Genomic DNA, 16,830 nt, shown 5'->3' with positions numbered 1-16,830 from the left:
ATCTATTTTCCTTTCTGGCGGTAGCCGTTAAAGAAGCTTTCTATGCGATCCATAGCCGGCCCTAAAATATCGCTGTGAGGTAAAAATACCAGGCGGAAATAAATGCCTTCATTCAGGTTAAATGCCCGGCCGTGTACCAATAGGATTTTCTCACTGCTCAGCAAGTCGAAAATCATTTGTTCGTCGCTGGCAATGTTGAATTTAGCGGCATCGACTTTTGCAAAGCAGTACATCGCCCCTTTCGGCGTGACGCACTCTATGCCGTCTATATCATTCAGACGGTTTGCGGCCAGATCGCGTTGCAGTTTAAGGCGGCCACCGTCTTTGATCAGGTCATTTATGCTCTGATAGCCTCCAAGTGCTGTCTGGATGGCGCTCTGGCAGGGCACATTGGCACACATGCGCATAGATGACAGCATGTTCAGACCTTCGATGTAGCTTCTGGCTACACGTTTGTTCCCCGACACAATTAACCAGCCAGCGCGAAATCCTGCCACACGGTAATTTTTAGACAAGCCACTGAAAGTGACAAAGAACACGTCATCAGCAAGCGAGGCAATACACGTGTGTTTGGCATCGTCATATAAAATCTTGTCGTAGATTTCGTCTGAGAACACCACTAAATCGTGTTCGCGGGCTAACTCAACAATTTCTAGCAGCAATTCTTTGCTGTATACCGCTCCCGTTGGATTATTAGGATTAATGATCACAATGGCTTTGGTACGTTTGTTGATTTTGCTCTTGATATCTTCGATATCCGGGAACCAGCCGGCTTTTTCGTCACAGCGGTAATGTACCGGTGTGCCGGATGACAGGCTCACGGCTGCGGTCCATAAAGGATAGTCCGGACTAGGCAGTAATACCTCATCACCGGCGTTAAGCAAGGCCTGCATCGACATCATGATCATTTCACTGACGCCGTTACCAATAAACACGTCGTCAACCTGAATATTGCGAATGTTCATTTGCTGGTAATACTGCATTACGGCCACGCGAGCAGCGTAGATTCCGGTAGAGTCTGAATAGCCCTGTGAAGTCGGCAAGTGATGGATCACGTCTTTGAGAATGTCGTCCGGGGCGTCAAAACCGAATGGGGCAGGGTTGCCTATGTTCAGTTTCAGGATACGGTGACCTTCGTCTTCCATTTTGCGTGCTTGTGCAGCAATCGGGCCTCGAATGTCATAACAAACATTATCTAACTTGTGCGACTTGTGTAAGGGTTTCATCTTCAACAACTTAAATTTCAGAGGGCCACAGGGTATCGCATCGACCTGTGATCTGTTAAGCAAAATTTTGTGCATACAGGCTATTAATAGGAGGAATTATTCGAAGTCGGTAAATTCTGGCTTCAGCCTGGAATAAATCGGTTGATTCGTCACTGTTCAGACAACACGTACTGTTACATTTCCTGGATTGTAGAATCTTTGGATTACACCTATATATAGGTATGTTCCGATTATAAAATCACCAGTCTATGGTTAACCGGAGGTTGAATGCCACTTCCACTTATTTGGTTAGGTGCCGGATTAGCGTCAGCTTATGCTGGTGGCGCGTTGGCAAAAAACGCACGTAGTCACAGTGTCGTCGATAATTACCCGGGAGAAAGCCAGCATAGAGTAACGCCGGTAGACGGTTGTGTGGTCTGTTGTGGTATTTATGGGGTATTCGAGCATACCGGCATTTGGTGCGATGACCATATTATCGAATTGCATGGCAATGGACTGGTTAAAGCCGTTGGGCCAACCCGGTTTTTACATCAACGCAGTGGCAGTGAGATTTATGTAGCCTGTGACGACAACTATATGCCACTGGTAGCGCCGGAATGTGATACGCGAGCCGTGAATCAGGTATTTCAATACATCGAGTATGATCCTATTAGCAATAATTGCCATCGATTTTCACTGCGTTCAGTGACCGGGGTAGATCAGGAGTGTGTTAGCTTTTATGAATTTAATCAGAAGCTTAGTAAACACTTCAAACAGAACATCCGCTGGCAGCCAATTCAACTTAGATAGTGTTCTGTAAATTCACTGAATAAATTGTGTTAAATAATTGTGAACTTTTCCATTCGACGCTATCGTATATAGTAAGACCGGAATAAAAGCGCAGGCGTGAGCGTGTGGGAATCTTGCCTTTATACCGGTGTTATTGAGTCAATAGCGTATGGTTGAGGGAAGCTATGTCACAACATTTCAAAGAAACACCGCAAAATGCTATAACCGAGAGTGGAATTGCCCGCGTAATACCTTGTAAGGAACTGGATGTCGGCGATCCCATAAAATGGTTGTCGTTAGGCTTGCAGGATTTTCTGCGCACACCACTTATTTCTATTTTCTACGGATTAATTTTTGCCGCAATACCCTGGTTTATTTCTTATCTGGTAGCGTTAACCGGCTGGCACCTGGTTATTCTGCCTTCAATAGTGTGTTTTATGTTGATTGGTCCATTCCTGGCTGCAGGTCTTTACGACGTGAGCTGGGAGCTGGAAAAAGGCCACAAGCCATCATTACGTCACTCAGTGCGGGCAATACGCCGTAACGCAGTGAACGAGTGGGGCTTTGGCATTTTACTTATGGTGCTTATGATCTTTTGGTTGCGTGTCGCATCACTTATCCACGCATTGTATCCTCAGCATCAGATTGAGAGTTTAGAAAGCTTATTGCCATTCCTGGTACTGGGCTCGATCGTGGGTGCAGTCTTCTGTGTTGGTATGTTTTTCGTTACAGCCTTCACGCAACCTATATTAATGGAGCGCAAAGTTGATCTTGCTACGGCTGTAATGACCAGCGTAAATGCTGTATGGGTGAACAAAGTGCCTATGTTTACCTGGGCCGGTATTATCTTCTCTATGGTAGCCATTGGCTTTGTAACCGGGTTCATCGGTTTTATTGTGCTGATGCCTATTTTAGGATTCGCATCCTGGCATGGTTATATTGATGCGATAGAAACAAAACGCGAACGTTCCTACGTGTAAAATCTATAGAATTTAAAAAAGACCCGTTTTTACGGGTCTTTTTTGTTTCCGTACTCAAAAATCTCACCCTTTCCATAGCGCTTTACTTCAAAACGAAGCCTAAAACTGTTTCTGAATAACGAAATATCAGCGCCTTTCTGTAATAAAATTACACTTTGACGATTAAGTTAGGCAGTTATTTACCACTTAAGTTGTAAATTTATGGTGATTAACCCCTGTTTTACGTTGTTAAATTACCTTTTTTGAAAGTTTTTTAAGAAAATTAATGGCGTAAAATTATATTTATTAGATGTTTTGGTTATATTTAAATTTAAAAAATTCAATAAAAACAGCTACTTGAAAAGTTAACTCGTATTTTACAAGTGAATTTACCGTAATTTCACCATGCGTAAACAATAAAAAAACAGTAATTTTATTTCAGATGGGGCATAAATATAGTGCACCAGGACGAAACGTCAGGTGTCACACAAAGCAACTTACCTAACGACAGTTGATTGTGTGTTTCAAATAATCCTGAGAGGAAATCGACTATGAAAAACGTAATCAAATCTGCTTTATTAGCAACTGTATTAGCTACCAGCGCAAGCACTGCAATGGCTGACGTAACCGCTGAAGGCGTTCGCTTCACTGGCGACACTGAATTCGCTGGTTTTTGTAAAGCCGTAGTAAAAGATGACGTACGTCTGCTTCGTTCAGCAGTAGCACGTAATGTTGGCTTGATTGGTTCTAGCCAGCGTGAAGTTCTGCGTGTAATCAATGCTGAAGGCGGTGTTACTTGTAACGGTGTAAGCCTGGTTGAGTTTTCAGAGTCTCGCTCTGCATCTAGCGTATATCAGTTCCTGACAGCCAGAAGTTAATCGTGGCGGTACCAGTAAACGGGAGCAGCAGTTGTACATGCATTGCTCCCGTTTAAACTGTGTCCTTAGTGGTGAGTTAGCTCGCCGTAATCCATTGTCCTACCCACTGTTTCATCCTGAATATCATCCTACTTGTACGGTAGCGTACTTTCAGCAACAAAACATAAGCCAACGGTACCAGAAACAAACTGGTCAATGTGGAAAATAACAGACCGCCGATAATGGCTATAGCCATAGGGGCGTAAGTCGGGCCGTCACCGCCAATCCGTGTTGAACCCAATGCCAGCGGAATTAACCCTAATACCGTTGTTGCGACTGTCATTAATATTGGCCGAATCCTTGAGCTACAACCGTCTACGACTGCATTCAACAGACTCTCACCTTCATTCAACAATTGATTGATGCGATCAACCAGCACAATACCGTTGTTCACCACAATACCCATGAGGATCAGCATACCAATCATCCCCATCACCGACATTGAGGTGCCCGTGATCATGTAGGCCCAGAACACACCGGTTATACTGAACAGTAAAGAGCTGATAACGGCAGTAGGTAACAGAATCGACTCAAACAACGCTGCCATCACGATATAAATCATGCACACCGCTAGCAACATATTCATTTGCATTACTGCGAAGGCTTCATCCTGACGACGGAAACCGCCATCCAGTGTCCAGTCGTAGCCGGACGGCAACGCAATGTACTGCATGGCTGTTTCTATGCGTTCACGTGCCTGTTCCATGGTGGTGCCTTCTTCAAGGTTGGCGCCAATTGACAGGGCTGTTTGACGGTAATAGCGGTTTATTTGTGAAAGCTGCGGTGCAACTGTAATGTTCGCCACCATATCGAGGGTGATATTGCGCCCGTCATTATAAGCAATATTCAGATTGCGCAGGGCAGACAGCGATTCCTGCACAGACTTACCATACAGCAACTTCACATTGATTTCGCCAGCCTCTCCATAGCGGAAAGTACGCAGGTTATTACCGCGAAGGGCAGTGGCAATCAGATTAGCGACTTCCTGCGCATTCAACCCAAGTTTAAAGGCCTTCTGACGGTCGATGTTAATCTGTAGCTCCTGTCGTTCACTGCCCACGTCTGCTTTTACGTCAATTAATCCATCGACGTTGCCCAGTACGGTAACGACTCGGTCTGCAATTGTGCGCAGTTGATCAGAAGACTCGCCCAGTAGCGTGAGACGCACACCGCCGCCGTTGCCATCGTTCCAGCGGAATGACGGACGGGCACGCACAAACTGCGGCATTTCTTCTTTAATACGGCGTTTTATTTCCGACACCGGAATGGGTAAGTTTTCCTGCAGCGTCAGGTTAGAAACGGCAAAGCCTGGTTGATAATAGGTATATACCTGTTTTATGAAAAACTTCTCTTGGTTTGCATAGAGATAGGCTTCCATTTTATCGACAGTTTTCTCTACCTCGTCCAGGGTAAAATTCTGAGTGATATGGTAATTCAACCAGATACGGCCCTGATCGTCATTGCCTTCATCGTCGCTGGAGATCACGTTGATTGGGATAAGGGTGCTAACCAGAATAAACACCGCGATGAGTGCGGATTTACGCTGGTTTTGCATGGTCCAGTTCAAAATGGCGCGGTAGCGTTTAATGTAGCCAGGGGTACCCGAGGCCAGAACTTTGGGCGCTTTCATTTTTGAAGCTAACAGCGGGATCAGGGTTTGCGCGATTAACAGTGAGGCAAACAGTGAAATACAAATCGCAATAGCAACGTGTTCGAGGAAAACGGTTACGTCGATTTTTACTCCAACGATATTCGGCAAAAATACAATGGCTGTGGTGGTCGTCCCGGCGATGACCGCCAGACTCACTTTGCCTACGCCAACTTTAGTGGCCGTCTCAGCGTTGCTGTGATGTTCGCGCTGCTGAAAAATACTCTCAGTGACCACCACTGCGTTGTCGACCAGCATACCTACGGCCAGCATAAGCCCCATAAGGGATAAGATATTCAGTGAATAATCAAACAGGTACATCACCCCCAGCGTAATACAAATAGAGAAGGGGACCGACAGCACAACCAGTAACGTGGTGCTGAGTTGACGCAAGAATAGATACAGCACCACGATAGACAGCAGCGCACCTACCAGGCCGGCTTCAATCAGGTTGCTTAACGACGAGGTGACCGAGTCTGCTACATCGTCCATGACAAACAGATTAATGCCATTGAAAGCCGGATCGTCTTTGGCTTTCTCGATGACCTGCATAACCTGGCGAGAGACTTCCACCAGATTAGAGCTGGATTCGCGGAAGATGTTAAAGCCGACCGCATAAGTACGGTCCAGGTGTCGGCCTTCGTTGCGCTCTGGCAGTTCAAAACTGATGGTCGCAATGTCTTTTAGCATAATGCCAGGAGCGACATACAACTGCTCAACGTCGCGCATGTCAGTGAATTCGCCCTGAGGATTCACCATGTATTTTTGGTCATTGGCAAAGAAATGCCCGGCACTCATTGAAAAGTTGGCGGCACGCAGGCGTTGCCCTAACTGGTCGGTATCGATATGCAGTGACGTGATACGTTCTGGGATCAGGCGTACACTGATTTGTTTCTTTTCAACGCCGTATAGTTCAACCCTTGAAACTCCCGGCACGCGTTCAATCACGCGCTTGAGATTGCGGTCCAGCAAATCATAGGCGTTCGACAGATCCCGGTCACTGGATACCCGCAGCTGAAAAATAGGCATGTCGTTGGTGTTGAATTTATACACCAGCACTCGCTCTACATCGTCGGGTAGTTCGTCGCGAATGGCATCGATTTTTTCCCTGGCCTCAATACTTTTTGCTTTGATATTGGCGTCCCAGGCAAATTCGACAAAGATTTCTGCGCGGTTTTCAAACGAGGATGCCTGCAAACGCTTGATCCCCGACATGGTTGCAATGGCTTCTTCAACCGGTCGCGTGATCATCCGCTCAATTTCTGCCGGCGTGGCGTCGTTATACGGGATTTGCACCATCATCTGGGGAATATCGATGCCCGGAAACTTCTCGAGCGGTAATAACCGGGAGGTGGCCACCCCAAAGATCAGTAACGAGATAAAGATCATGCAGATGGTGACGGGTTTGCGCAGGGCAAACGCCGCCAGACTGGCACCGGCTTCGGCAAACTTATCCATACACCGGCTCCTCGTTACCTGACTCTGTAGTCGCAGTTACGTTAAAACGCTTTCTGTCGAACAGCGAATACACCACAGGCAGTAAAATAAGGGTTAGCAGAGTAGAGAACAGCAAACCGAAAATTACGGTAACCGCCATTGGCGTGCGCACTTCTGCACCTTCACCAAACCCGATAGCCATCGGCAGCAGACCCAGAATCGTAGTAAGTGTGGTCATGATGATGGGACGTAACCGGTGGTTTGCCGCATCAATAATCGCACTGTGTTTGTCCTGACCGAGTTCGCGTAACTGATTGATACGGTCAATAAGCACAATGGCGTTGTTCACGACAATACCACACAACATAATCAGGCCAATGAAGACCACAACACTGACATGGGTGTTGGTTATCAGCAGGCCGTAAATAGCGCCCGCTACCGCCATAGGAATTGAAAACAGAATAAGCAGGGGGTGACCCAATGACTCAAACTGTGATGCCATCACGATATAGACCATAAATACCGCCAGACATAGTGCCAGCATTAACGAGTCGAAACTTTGCTGCATGTCTTCACTTTGACCAGCAATGGTGGCCTTCAGTGACAGGGGGAGGGTTAAGCCGTGAATGATCTTCTGCGCTGCCTCAACGCCTTGGGCAAGGTCGCCGTAGCGCAGGTTTGCTTCTATCAGCGCCACACGTTGTTGCCCTACGCGGGTAATTTCACTTGGCCCATTACTGATAAACACGTCGGCAACGGCATGTAACGGAATAGGTTGCTCCGCGCCCGGGTTGATCATGATTTGGCCGATATCTTCAATTTGGTCGCGTTGAGACTCATTGGTGCGAACCAGGATGTCGACTTTGCGATCCTGCAAACTGTATTGCGTTGCCACTTCACCGCCTACCTGCGCGGCGACCAGTTTTGACACAGTTGACGCATCCATATTAAGGCGGGCGAGTGCCGCATGGTTGAAGTTGATTTTAAGTTCAGGGTTACCCACTCGCAGACTGCTTGTTACGTCAGCAAAACGGTCGTTACCGGACAGTTCAGCACTCAGTAAGTCGCTGTAGCGCTGTAAGGTCGTTAAATCATAGCCTTGGAGCTCGATTTGAATGGGCGCGGCAAAGGTAAAGAGTTCCGGGTAACCAAATTTACTCTGCACACCGGCTTGCTGTTGCAGGAAACCACGCATTGCATTCTGAACCCGGGCTTCGTCTGACTCGGTAGCGCCTTGCTCAAGCACAACGTTTAACTTGCCCCAGTGATCGCCCCCCTGAGACGGCGCTGCGCTGATCAAACTTCCGGTACCTGCCAGTGAATAGGTACGCGCTACGCCTGGTATTTCTTCAGTGTAAGCGGCGACCTTTTTCAACAAGGTATCGGTTTGTTCAACCCGGGAGCCTGCAGGTAGGTTCACTTCCACAAAGAACTCACCCTGTGACATGCGAGGAATTAACTCCATGCCTAACTTGGGAATGAGCAGGAAGGCAAGCGCGGTTAAACTTACTGCAACGGCCAGGACGACAACCCGCGCGCGCAGGGCTCCGCGTAAAACTTTGTTGTACCCAGCCTGGATGGCGTTGAATGCCAGACTGAAAAATTGCGCAAACGGGTACAAAGCCAGGCCGCATACTTTGCTCAGCACGCGCCAAATAGAGATAACGACCGTGGTGATAAGCATAGGCACATAAACAAACACCAGTTTTAATACCATGCGAATTGGCCAGGTAACAATATAAAACACCTTGTTAATACCGGTTCGCTTCGCAGGTGGTACGTGTTCAAGTTCAGCGTTTGTTTCAAAGGGTTGGTCGGACTGTTTTGCTTTTGCTGCGAGTGCAGGAATCACCGTCAGTGCAACTAGTAATGAAGCAACCAGTGCGAATGACACTGTCATGGCCTGATCGCTAAATAGCTGACCGGCAATCCCTTCCACGAAAATCAGCGGAACAAACACCGCCAGCGTGGTCAATGTTGACGCGAGGATGGCGGTAGATACTTCTTTTGTGCCTGCCGCGGCAGCTTGTGCGGCACTAACCAGCCCTTTGCCGGCTTTTTTGTGTTTGTCGATGTTTTCCAGTACGACGATGCTGTTGTCGACCAATAAACCTACTGCCAGCGCAATACCACCCAAGCTCATAATATTCAGGCTGATATCGTTGCCGTACATCATGTTGAACGTGGCGATCACCGACAGTGGGATAGACACGGAGATAATAAACGTTGGCCAGAAATCGCGTAGGAATAAATACAATACCAGCATGGCCAGTATGCCACCAATGACAGCAGACGATTTGACGTCGTCGATGGCTTGTTTAATAAATTCACTCTGGTCATACACTTTGTCGAGTGTGTATTGGTCAGGCAGTTGCTCGGTGATCTGCTCCAGCGCCAGGCTAACCTGACGGGCAACATCAACCGAATTTGCGTCGCCTTCTTTATAAACAGCAACTTCGGCGCCTTCCAGTCCGTTAAAACGGCTGATGGCGTCACGCTCTTTGTAGGTATTTGTTACCGTCGCTACGTCTTTCAGTTGTATCGAGGTGCCGTTTCGGTTGGCAATGTACATTTGGCCAATTTCGTCCAGGTGAGTAAATTGGTTGAGGGTACGTACCAGGAAGGCCTGGTTGCCATTGTCTATGCGGCCTCCCGCAGTATTAATATTTTCTTCTTTCAGGCGTTTGATGATGTCATTGACGCTGATATTCAGCTGGCTCATGCGGCGTTGATCGGCCAGAACCTGAATTTCATTTTCCAGTGCACCGCCAATTTTCACAGAAGCGACGCCTTCAATCGACTCTAGCTTTCGTTTGATTTGCTCTTCTGCATAAACGCGAAGCCGCTTCATGGCGTCGGTCTGATTAGCACTATCCTGAGCAGATAAACTCAGGCCGTAGCGTAAGATAGGATCTAAGCTGGGGTTAAAACGCAGCAGGCGTGGTTTATCAACATCCAGTGGCAATTGCAGGACATCGAGCTTTTCGCGGACTTCCAGGCTGGCAAAGTCCATTTCCGTGCCCCAGGCAAATTCCAATACCACATCGGACTGGCCCGGACGTGAAACCGACTTAACCGAACGTACGCCTTTTACTGTACCAATGGTTTCCTCAATAGGCTTAGACACCAATTGCTCGACCTCTGCAGGTGCCGCGCCGGTGTAATCCGTGCGGATAGTCAGGGTAGGGTATGACAGCTCAGGTAACAGGTTTACTGATAATCTGCCCAGTGACACCATGCCGAACAGCAGGATCGCCAGGGTGAACATGGCTATAGCCACAGGCCGTTTAACGGCTATATCTACAATACTCATTGTGTGTTCTCCGCCAGCCGCTGCTTAGCTTTTTACAATAACGACGGGTGACGCGTCTTTCAGGTTGTGGTGGCCCACAGTTACAACAGTTTCGTTGCCGCTCAAACCACTGGTGATTTCAACGTATTCTGCGTCTTCAAATCCCGTGGTCACGTCCATTTTCTTCGCAATTCCGTTGTCGATAACAAACACACTGGTGCTATTGTCGATGGCTAACAAGGCTTTGCGTGGAACAAGTGTGGCGTTTTCATGCGTGGAGTAATTAATGGCGACTTCAGAGAACATACCTGCTTTTAACCGGCCATCGTGATTTGGCACGGTCAGGGTGACTTTAAAGGTACCGGTTGTGGCATCCACCACCGGGCTGATTCGTTCAACATAGCCTGTTACTTCTGCATTGCCCAAGGCTGCAACGCGCAATGTAGCGTGCTGTTTAGCGGCAATGGCAGACATTTCGCTTTCTGGCAGGTGTACAATACCTTGCAGGGCTTTTTGTTGAACAATATGGAACATTCTTTCGCGCTGGAATGACTCAGTCAGGTTACCTACTTTGGCGTTGCGTTCCGCAATGTAGCCGCTGATCGGCGCGGTGATTGTGGTTTCTTTTAAATCCAGTTCAGCCAGTGCCAGTACGGCTTTCGCTGCTTCGTACTGGGCAGTTAATTTGTCGTAAGTATCGTCACTCACCAATTTGCGTGAGTACACTTTATCGACTTTGCTGAGCTCTTTTTCTATGCCGGTTAAATCGGCGCGGGCTTTGCTCAGGTTTAATTCGTAGCGTTTCTGATCCAGTTGCGCTAGTACCTGGCCTTTTTCAACGTAATCGCCTTCTTCGACGAAGATGTGCTCAATAATTCCAGAGGCACGTGCCACTACAAAAGCTTCTTCTTTGGCTTCCAATATAGCCGTGGTGTTGTAACTGGACGAGATGTCGCCCATGTTTATGGTGACGGCTTCAACCGGAATGCTTACCACAACTTCTTCTTTTTGTTCTGTGGCGTTGGTGGCTTCGGCGTCCATACAACCAGACAGACCAGCACAGGTCAGCAGGGTGCCAGCAAGCAATAAAGTTGAAAGGGTGGTGCGTTTTGTATGTTCCATGGTCAGGTACCTGCAATAATTATATGTATACACGCCTATGAGCATGTGGTGTGCCAGCTTGTTAATTAAATTATAAATGCAGGTAAAACAATAAATTAGCGACTTGTTGTGTCGATATGTAAGCAGATGTATCTGGAAATAGTAGTCTAATTGACTATTTAGTGGCGTGAATGTTAATTCTATAGCCAGCTATGCTACTTTTGGATGAGTTTTCATAGCTGGCTGGTGGAGAACTACATGATTTCGTAACTGGTTGTGATATTTACATTGCCTTTCAGCATTAACATTACAGAGCAGTATTTCTCGGCAGATAACGCAACGGCGCGGTCGACGTCTTTGTCGGAAAGGTTATCGCCTTTCACTTTGTAATGAGCGTGAATGGCAGTGAACACTCGCGGCGGCTGTTCAGCGCGTTCGGCAGTTAAATCGCATTCACAGTCGTGGACGGTCAGACGGCGTTTTTTCAGAATATCGACCACGTCGATACTGGAGCAGGCACCGACGGCCAGCAGTACGGATTCCATAGGCGAAATGGCTTTACCATTGCCATCCATTGTTTGTTGATAACCGGACTCGGTCTGACCGCTAAATGTCAGGGCCTGTTGCCAGCTTACTGTCGCTTTCATAGTCACCTCAGAGTAACGTTATTTTTTGTTTATCCAAACGGATTTTTTGTTGTTTATAAAGCGCACCTAATGCGCGCTTGTAGGCAGCTTTACTGACATTGAAGCGGGCGTAAATTTCGTCTGGCGGACTCTTGTCTGTCAACGTAGACATTCCACCGTGTGCTTCCAGGTCGTCGAGTATTTCCTGTTGTAGCTTGTCGCGACCGGTTGCATTTACCTGTTGCAAGGTGACATCAATTTTACCGTCTTCACGAATTTGCTTAATAAAACCGGTTGTCTCTTCACCAATACGCAGCGGCTTAAACGCATCACTGGCAAAGATCAGCCCTAGATGTGATTCGTTGATCACGACTTTGACACCCAGTTCAGTTTTGGCATAAACAATCAGCTCTACTTCCTGGCCCGGCTTAAAATAGCTGCCATTTTCACTCAGGAACGGATGGAGCTTGGTTGCGCCGACCAGACGCTCGGTGGCCGTATCTTCATACACATACACCGGATACACCATGCCTTCACTAATTGGCCCGGCCTGATTGTGACGAGGGACTAGCAAGTCTTTTTCGATCCCCCAATCAAAGAATGCACCAAAACCAGTAACGCCAACAGCTTTGAGTACTTTCACTTCACCCGCCAACGCTTTAGGCGTTTGCTGGCTGGCAGTAAGCTGGCCGTTCTCATCGGTATACACTAATACCGACACTTCACTGCCTTCTTCTAATGCGTGTTCTACCGGCCCTGGCAAAACGACAACTCTGTCATCGTCCGGATGCGAGAGCTGGTACCCAAACGGGAATTCACCTTGTACGGTTAAGGTGTTGATTTGGCCTAATGTGATCATAAACACTGACTTTTAATACGAAATAGGTAACATGATAACCGATCAGTCACTAAGAGCTAACTGCTTATGATGTTAAATTGCGATTTGGGTGAAAGTTTTGGTGCGTGGCACATGCCGGTCGACGAGCAAATCATGGTGCATATCGACATGGCCAACATTGCCTGTGGCTTTCATGCTGGTGATCCCCTTGTGATGCAACGCGCACTTCATCTCGCTAAACAGCACCAGGTATCGGTGGGGGCGCATCCCTCCTATCCCGACTTACAAGGTTTCGGTCGACGCAGTCTGGCGATGTCGGCAGAAGAACTGATAGCGTGTCTGCATTACCAGATTGCCGCTATTTCGGGTATGGCTGCCGTACAGGGCATTGAGATTGAGTACGTAAAACCCCATGGGGCGCTGTACAACGATATGATGCGCGATCCGCAGATCCGCGATACCGTGATGAAAGCGGTGTCTACGTGTTCGGTGCCGGGGATTCCATTAATGTTACAAGCGCATCCTCAACACCAGGCAATCAGCCAGCAGGCGAGTCAGCACAATGTTGTATTATTATTTGAAGCTTTCGCAGACCGCCGTTATACCGCAGAGGGATTTCTCACTTCCCGCCGATTACACGGTGCGGTATTAACTGAACAAGAAGCGTTTGAACAGGCCGTCCGCATCATGGATAAAGGGGAAATCGTTGCCGAAGACAACAGCATATTGTCGATGCCTGTCGATACGCTGTGTGTACATGGTGATTCACCGGGCGCAGTAGCAATGGCCGAAGCGCTTCGCGTTGAACTAACAAAACGAAAATTGACCCATGTCAGACCGGGGACGAACGACTGATGCAGCCATTCGGGCGTATACGGCAAATTGAGTTTGCCGGTGAGGACGGACTGATTCTGTATGCATTGGGAGAATCGCTCCCCGAGAAGAACGCGGTTGTACAACAGGTGGCATCCGCGATTAGCGCTCAATCGTATCCCTGGTTAATTGAAGTGGTGCCGTCCTACGACAGTGTCATGCTGGTGTTTGATATGTTTCAGGTTGATCATCACCATGTATATCAAGCACTGTTGGCGTTGCCGCTGGTTTCTGATAGTGACCATCATCCGGCACAACATCATTGTTTGCCAGTGTGGTACGGCGCACCGCAGGCCAATGATCTTGGCAAAATCGCAGGTATTACCGGGCTAACCGAGCGTCAGATTGTTGAAATGCATACATCAGCAACTTACAAGGCTTTTGCCGTCGGGTTTGCTCCGGGTTTTGCCTATCTGGGCGAAATCAATACTGCTTTGTCTGTCCCCAGAATGGCAAAACCCCGTACCAAAGTGCCAGCAGGGGCGGTGGCCATTGCCGACCGTCAAACAGCGGTGTATCCGAGTAAATCTCCCGGTGGCTGGCACCTGCTAGGGCTTTGCCCCGTGCCGCTTTATCGTCCTGAAGACAATGCAAGCGTATTGATCAATGCAGGGGACACGGTCTCTTTTGAAGCGGTTAGTCGCGAATCTTTCATTGAAATTGCGTCGCAACATAACTTTGAGTGGGATGTACACGCATGACCGTACGTTTGGTAAGTGTTGGTCTAAATGCGATCACGGTCGATGCCGGGCGCAAGGGCGTGTTACACCAGGGATTTTGCCAGTCAGGTCCAATGGATTGGCTGGCGTTCCAATTGGCAAATCAGTTGTGTGGCCAGCACAACGCGCCAACGCTGGAGTTTATGGGAGCGTTGACCTTCAATATTGAAGATGACTGCAGTGTTAGTGTAACTGGGCCTGCTGCCACGATATGGGTGAATGAACAACAAACGAGTTGTTGGCAACGTATTGCGCTAAAGGCGGGTGATCAGGTTCGGGTTCAGCCCGAACGTTTGGGCGCCCGACATTATGTGGCTACGCCTTCCGGGTTTGCTGTCAGTCCCGCGGTAGGTAGTGCGTGCACAGTGAAACGGGAATACGTGGGCGGTCCGCACCAGGATGGCTCGCCGTTAAAAACGGGCGATTTACTGGCTGTGAATAATGGTAAAAGCAGCAGGGGAGTTGCCTGTCCGTCTTCACTGCCAGCACATTTGCTTCCCAGCTACGATATGACGAAACCGATTGGTATTGTTGCTGGGTATCAGCATGAGGCTTTTAGTGATATAGCCTGGCAACGCTTGCTCAACAACGAATATGAAGTGACACCGCAAATGGACCGGATGGGAGTGAGGCTGCAAGGGCCTGCGGTACAAAGTGCCATGTCCGGCATGTATTCCGAAGCCATTGCACTGGGGAGCATGCAAGTGCCGCCAGATGGACAACCGATTGTGATGATGGCAGACAGGCAGACACTGGGAGGCTACCCCAAGGTCGGCACGCTGGCCCGGTGCGATCTTTACCGTTTCGCCCAGTGCCTTGCTGGTGATAAGATACAGTTTTATCAACTCGACGCCGCCAATGCCCGTGCAACATGGTTGCTGCAGCAAGTAGCCATACAGAAATGGTTTGGCAATTAGCGTTTCTTCAGACGAGATTTTCATGACAACAGCTTACCTCAATGGGGAATTCCTGCCTTTACAGGAAGCACGTATTTCACCGCTTGATCGCGGATTCTTATTTGGTGACGGTATCTATGAAGTCGTGCCCAGTTATGGCGGACGTATGGTAGGTTTTTCACAGCATTTTGCGAGAATGGAAAAAGGCCTGGCGATGGTGGAAATTGCACCCTCGTTAACGGAGCAGGACACCCGCGATATTTGTCAGCATTTGATTGACAGTAACCGTGAGACGCTGGGAGAAAATATTGGTGTTTATCTCCATGTCAGTCGCGGTGCTGACACTCGTCGCTTTCACGCTTATCCGGAAGGGGTTCAACCTACGGTGTTCGCCTTTGCATTTGCACTCACAGCACCGGTTAACGCTGATCGTACTATTCATGCTGGTGCCAAAGTCGCTATAACCCAGGATCTGCGTTGGCAACGTTGCCACATTAAGTCCACTGCCTTGTTAGGCAATGTGATGCATTTTCAACAAGGGTACCGCGAAGGTAACGCAGAAACGATCTTGTTTAATGGCGATGGACAAATCACAGAGGCCAGCAGCAGCAACGTATTTATCGTTAAAGACGGCGAAGTGCTGACTCCACCGCTGGACAATCAATTGCTACCCGGTATTACGCGTATGTTGGTGCTGGCTTGTCTGCAGAAAGCCGGTATACCTCACAGTGAATCCTGGTTCTCCGTTGACGAATTGAATAGTGCCGATGAAGTGTGGCTTACCAGCTCAGGCAAAGAAATTCTGCCGGTTGTTCAGGTTGGAGACAAGACAATTGCAGATGGTAAGGTAGGCCCAGTGTGGGAACAGGCGTTTACTTTGTACAGTAAGTTGAAATTCGAATTATAAGTACAGCAATGAAAAGGGCGCCAATCTGGCGCCCTTGCTTTATCTGCTTTTGATAGCTTAGTCGACGGTGTCGCAATTACCGTCAGTGCACTCGCCGTAAAGATACAGGCTGTGGTGAGTAAGCTTAATATTGTTTTCTTTGGCAATTTGTTCCTGACGTTGCTCAATCAGGTCGTCTTCAAACTCGATGACTTTACCGCATTTCAAACAGACCAGATGGTCGTGGTGGGCTTTGTGGCTGATTTCGAATACCGATTTACCGCCTTCGAAATGGTGGCGATTGAGTATTCCGGCGTCATCGAACTGGTTCAATACGCGGTATACCGTTGCCAGGCCAATCTCTTCACCTTGCTCAATCAGGATTTTATATACATCTTCAGCGCTTATGTGTTGGTTCTCTGGCTCTTGCAGAATTTGCAGGATTTTTAGTCGAGGCAACGTTACTTTAAGGCCGGCTTTCTTTAGTTCTTTGTTTTGATCCATGAGGCGCCTACATCTGGGATAGAAAATATCAGGCTATTATAGGTGAGTTAATCAGATTTAAAAGGCCTAGCTTTCACAGAAAAGCACTTTATAGACAAAATAACCAGATTTTGTCGGCTAAGCGTTCAGATGTAGGCTAT

At 48.1% G+C, this 16,830-nt stretch carries 14 protein-coding genes; 7 read left to right on the top strand and 7 right to left on the bottom strand.

The features are described 5' to 3' along the window. Positions 1-2 precede the first annotated feature (2 nt). Positions 3-1,226: a pyridoxal phosphate-dependent aminotransferase gene (locus BUB81_RS17800; RefSeq protein WP_073324854.1), complete on the bottom strand. Its 1,224-nt coding sequence runs from the start codon at positions 1,224-1,226 to the stop codon at positions 3-5. Positions 1,227-1,493: 267 nt separating this feature from the next. Here BUB81_RS17800 and BUB81_RS17795 point away from each other — a divergent pair, with 267 nt between their 5' ends. The 3 genes from BUB81_RS17795 to BUB81_RS17785 all read left to right on the top strand — a co-directional run bounded on the left by BUB81_RS17795 (position 1,494) and on the right by BUB81_RS17785 (position 3,831). After that, positions 1,494-2,015: a hypothetical protein gene (locus BUB81_RS17795; RefSeq protein ID WP_073324694.1), complete on the top strand. Its 522-nt coding sequence runs from the start codon at positions 1,494-1,496 to the stop codon at positions 2,013-2,015. 164 nt (positions 2,016-2,179) lie between these two features. Then, positions 2,180-2,974: a DUF2189 domain-containing protein gene (locus BUB81_RS17790; RefSeq protein ID WP_073324693.1), complete on the top strand. Its 795-nt coding sequence runs from the start codon at positions 2,180-2,182 to the stop codon at positions 2,972-2,974. 530 nt (positions 2,975-3,504) lie between these two features. After that, positions 3,505-3,831 carry a DUF3718 domain-containing protein gene (locus tag BUB81_RS17785; RefSeq protein ID WP_073324692.1) on the top strand — a complete coding sequence of 109 codons (327 nt, stop codon included), beginning with the start codon at positions 3,505-3,507 and terminating at the stop codon, positions 3,829-3,831. A 76-nt stretch (positions 3,832-3,907) separates the two neighbouring features. Here BUB81_RS17785 and BUB81_RS17780 read toward each other — a convergent pair whose 3' ends face one another. The 5 genes from BUB81_RS17780 to BUB81_RS17760 form a co-directional block, all read right to left on the bottom strand. Then, positions 3,908-6,976, bottom strand: a complete 3,069-nt coding sequence (locus BUB81_RS17780; RefSeq protein ID WP_073324691.1) for an efflux RND transporter permease subunit — start codon at positions 6,974-6,976, stop codon at positions 3,908-3,910. After that, the gene (locus BUB81_RS17775; RefSeq protein ID WP_073324690.1) at positions 6,969-10,268 is read right to left on the bottom strand and encodes an efflux RND transporter permease subunit; all 3,300 of its coding nucleotides are present in this window, start codon (positions 10,266-10,268) and stop codon (positions 6,969-6,971) included. The genes BUB81_RS17780 and BUB81_RS17775 overlap by 8 nt, the downstream gene beginning before the upstream one ends. Positions 10,269-10,292: 24 nt before the next feature. Further along, positions 10,293-11,369 carry an efflux RND transporter periplasmic adaptor subunit gene (locus tag BUB81_RS17770; protein ID WP_073324689.1) on the bottom strand — a complete coding sequence of 359 codons (1,077 nt, stop codon included), beginning with the start codon at positions 11,367-11,369 and terminating at the stop codon, positions 10,293-10,295. A gap of 233 nt (positions 11,370-11,602) precedes the next feature. Continuing rightward, the gene (locus tag BUB81_RS17765) at positions 11,603-11,995 is read right to left on the bottom strand and encodes an OsmC family protein (protein ID WP_073324688.1); all 393 of its coding nucleotides are present in this window, start codon (positions 11,993-11,995) and stop codon (positions 11,603-11,605) included. Between the two features lie 7 nt (positions 11,996-12,002). Beyond that, positions 12,003-12,833, bottom strand: coding sequence for a CvfB family protein (locus tag BUB81_RS17760; RefSeq protein WP_073324687.1), 831 nt, complete (start codon positions 12,831-12,833; stop codon positions 12,003-12,005). 66 nt (positions 12,834-12,899) lie between these two features. Here BUB81_RS17760 and BUB81_RS17755 point away from each other — a divergent pair, with 66 nt between their 5' ends. The 4 genes from BUB81_RS17755 to BUB81_RS17740 are packed head-to-tail and all read left to right on the top strand — an operon-like array spanning position 12,900 to position 16,207. Continuing rightward, positions 12,900-13,667 (top strand): 5-oxoprolinase subunit PxpA, encoded by a 768-nt coding sequence (locus tag BUB81_RS17755; RefSeq protein ID WP_073324686.1) that lies wholly within the window; start codon positions 12,900-12,902, stop codon positions 13,665-13,667. Next, the gene (pxpB, locus tag BUB81_RS17750; RefSeq protein ID WP_073324685.1) at positions 13,667-14,386 is read left to right on the top strand and encodes a 5-oxoprolinase subunit PxpB; all 720 of its coding nucleotides are present in this window, start codon (positions 13,667-13,669) and stop codon (positions 14,384-14,386) included. The genes BUB81_RS17755 and pxpB overlap by 1 nt, the downstream gene beginning before the upstream one ends. After that, positions 14,383-15,321, top strand: coding sequence for a 5-oxoprolinase subunit C family protein (locus tag BUB81_RS17745; protein ID WP_073324684.1), 939 nt, complete (start codon positions 14,383-14,385; stop codon positions 15,319-15,321). The genes pxpB and BUB81_RS17745 overlap by 4 nt, the downstream gene beginning before the upstream one ends. A gap of 22 nt (positions 15,322-15,343) precedes the next feature. Then, the gene (locus BUB81_RS17740; RefSeq protein ID WP_073324853.1) at positions 15,344-16,207 is read left to right on the top strand and encodes an aminotransferase class IV; all 864 of its coding nucleotides are present in this window, start codon (positions 15,344-15,346) and stop codon (positions 16,205-16,207) included. Positions 16,208-16,264: 57 nt separating this feature from the next. Here the strand turns inward: BUB81_RS17740 and fur are convergent, their stop codons facing one another. Further along, complete coding sequence (gene fur, locus BUB81_RS17735; protein WP_073324683.1) at positions 16,265-16,690, bottom strand: ferric iron uptake transcriptional regulator; 426 nt, start codon at positions 16,688-16,690, stop codon at positions 16,265-16,267. Positions 16,691-16,830: the final 140 nt, after the last annotated feature.

Source organism: Marisediminitalea aggregata, from assembly GCF_900129565.1.
GTDB classification, from domain to species: Bacteria; Pseudomonadota; Gammaproteobacteria; order Enterobacterales; family Alteromonadaceae; genus Alteromonas; species Alteromonas aggregata.
The sequence above is the reverse complement of the archived record's forward strand: the minus strand, read 5'-3'. Positions and strand labels throughout refer to the sequence as shown.

Coding starts and splice junctions, on each gene's coding strand:
- BUB81_RS17800 (WP_073324854.1), bottom strand. CDS start 1,226: ATGAAACCCTTACACAAGTCGCACAAGTTAGATAATGTTTGTTATGAC.
- BUB81_RS17795 (WP_073324694.1), top strand. CDS start 1,494: ATGCCACTTCCACTTATTTGGTTAGGTGCCGGATTAGCGTCAGCTTAT.
- BUB81_RS17790 (WP_073324693.1), top strand. CDS start 2,180: ATGTCACAACATTTCAAAGAAACACCGCAAAATGCTATAACCGAGAGT.
- BUB81_RS17785 (WP_073324692.1), top strand. CDS start 3,505: ATGAAAAACGTAATCAAATCTGCTTTATTAGCAACTGTATTAGCTACC.
- BUB81_RS17780 (WP_073324691.1), bottom strand. CDS start 6,976: ATGGATAAGTTTGCCGAAGCCGGTGCCAGTCTGGCGGCGTTTGCCCTG.
- BUB81_RS17775 (WP_073324690.1), bottom strand. CDS start 10,268: ATGAGTATTGTAGATATAGCCGTTAAACGGCCTGTGGCTATAGCCATG.
- BUB81_RS17770 (WP_073324689.1), bottom strand. CDS start 11,369: ATGGAACATACAAAACGCACCACCCTTTCAACTTTATTGCTTGCTGGC.
- BUB81_RS17765 (WP_073324688.1), bottom strand. CDS start 11,995: ATGAAAGCGACAGTAAGCTGGCAACAGGCCCTGACATTTAGCGGTCAG.
- BUB81_RS17760 (WP_073324687.1), bottom strand. CDS start 12,833: ATGATCACATTAGGCCAAATCAACACCTTAACCGTACAAGGTGAATTC.
- BUB81_RS17755 (WP_073324686.1), top strand. CDS start 12,900: ATGATGTTAAATTGCGATTTGGGTGAAAGTTTTGGTGCGTGGCACATG.
- pxpB (WP_073324685.1), top strand. CDS start 13,667: ATGCAGCCATTCGGGCGTATACGGCAAATTGAGTTTGCCGGTGAGGAC.
- BUB81_RS17745 (WP_073324684.1), top strand. CDS start 14,383: ATGACCGTACGTTTGGTAAGTGTTGGTCTAAATGCGATCACGGTCGAT.
- BUB81_RS17740 (WP_073324853.1), top strand. CDS start 15,344: ATGACAACAGCTTACCTCAATGGGGAATTCCTGCCTTTACAGGAAGCA.
- fur (WP_073324683.1), bottom strand. CDS start 16,690: ATGGATCAAAACAAAGAACTAAAGAAAGCCGGCCTTAAAGTAACGTTG.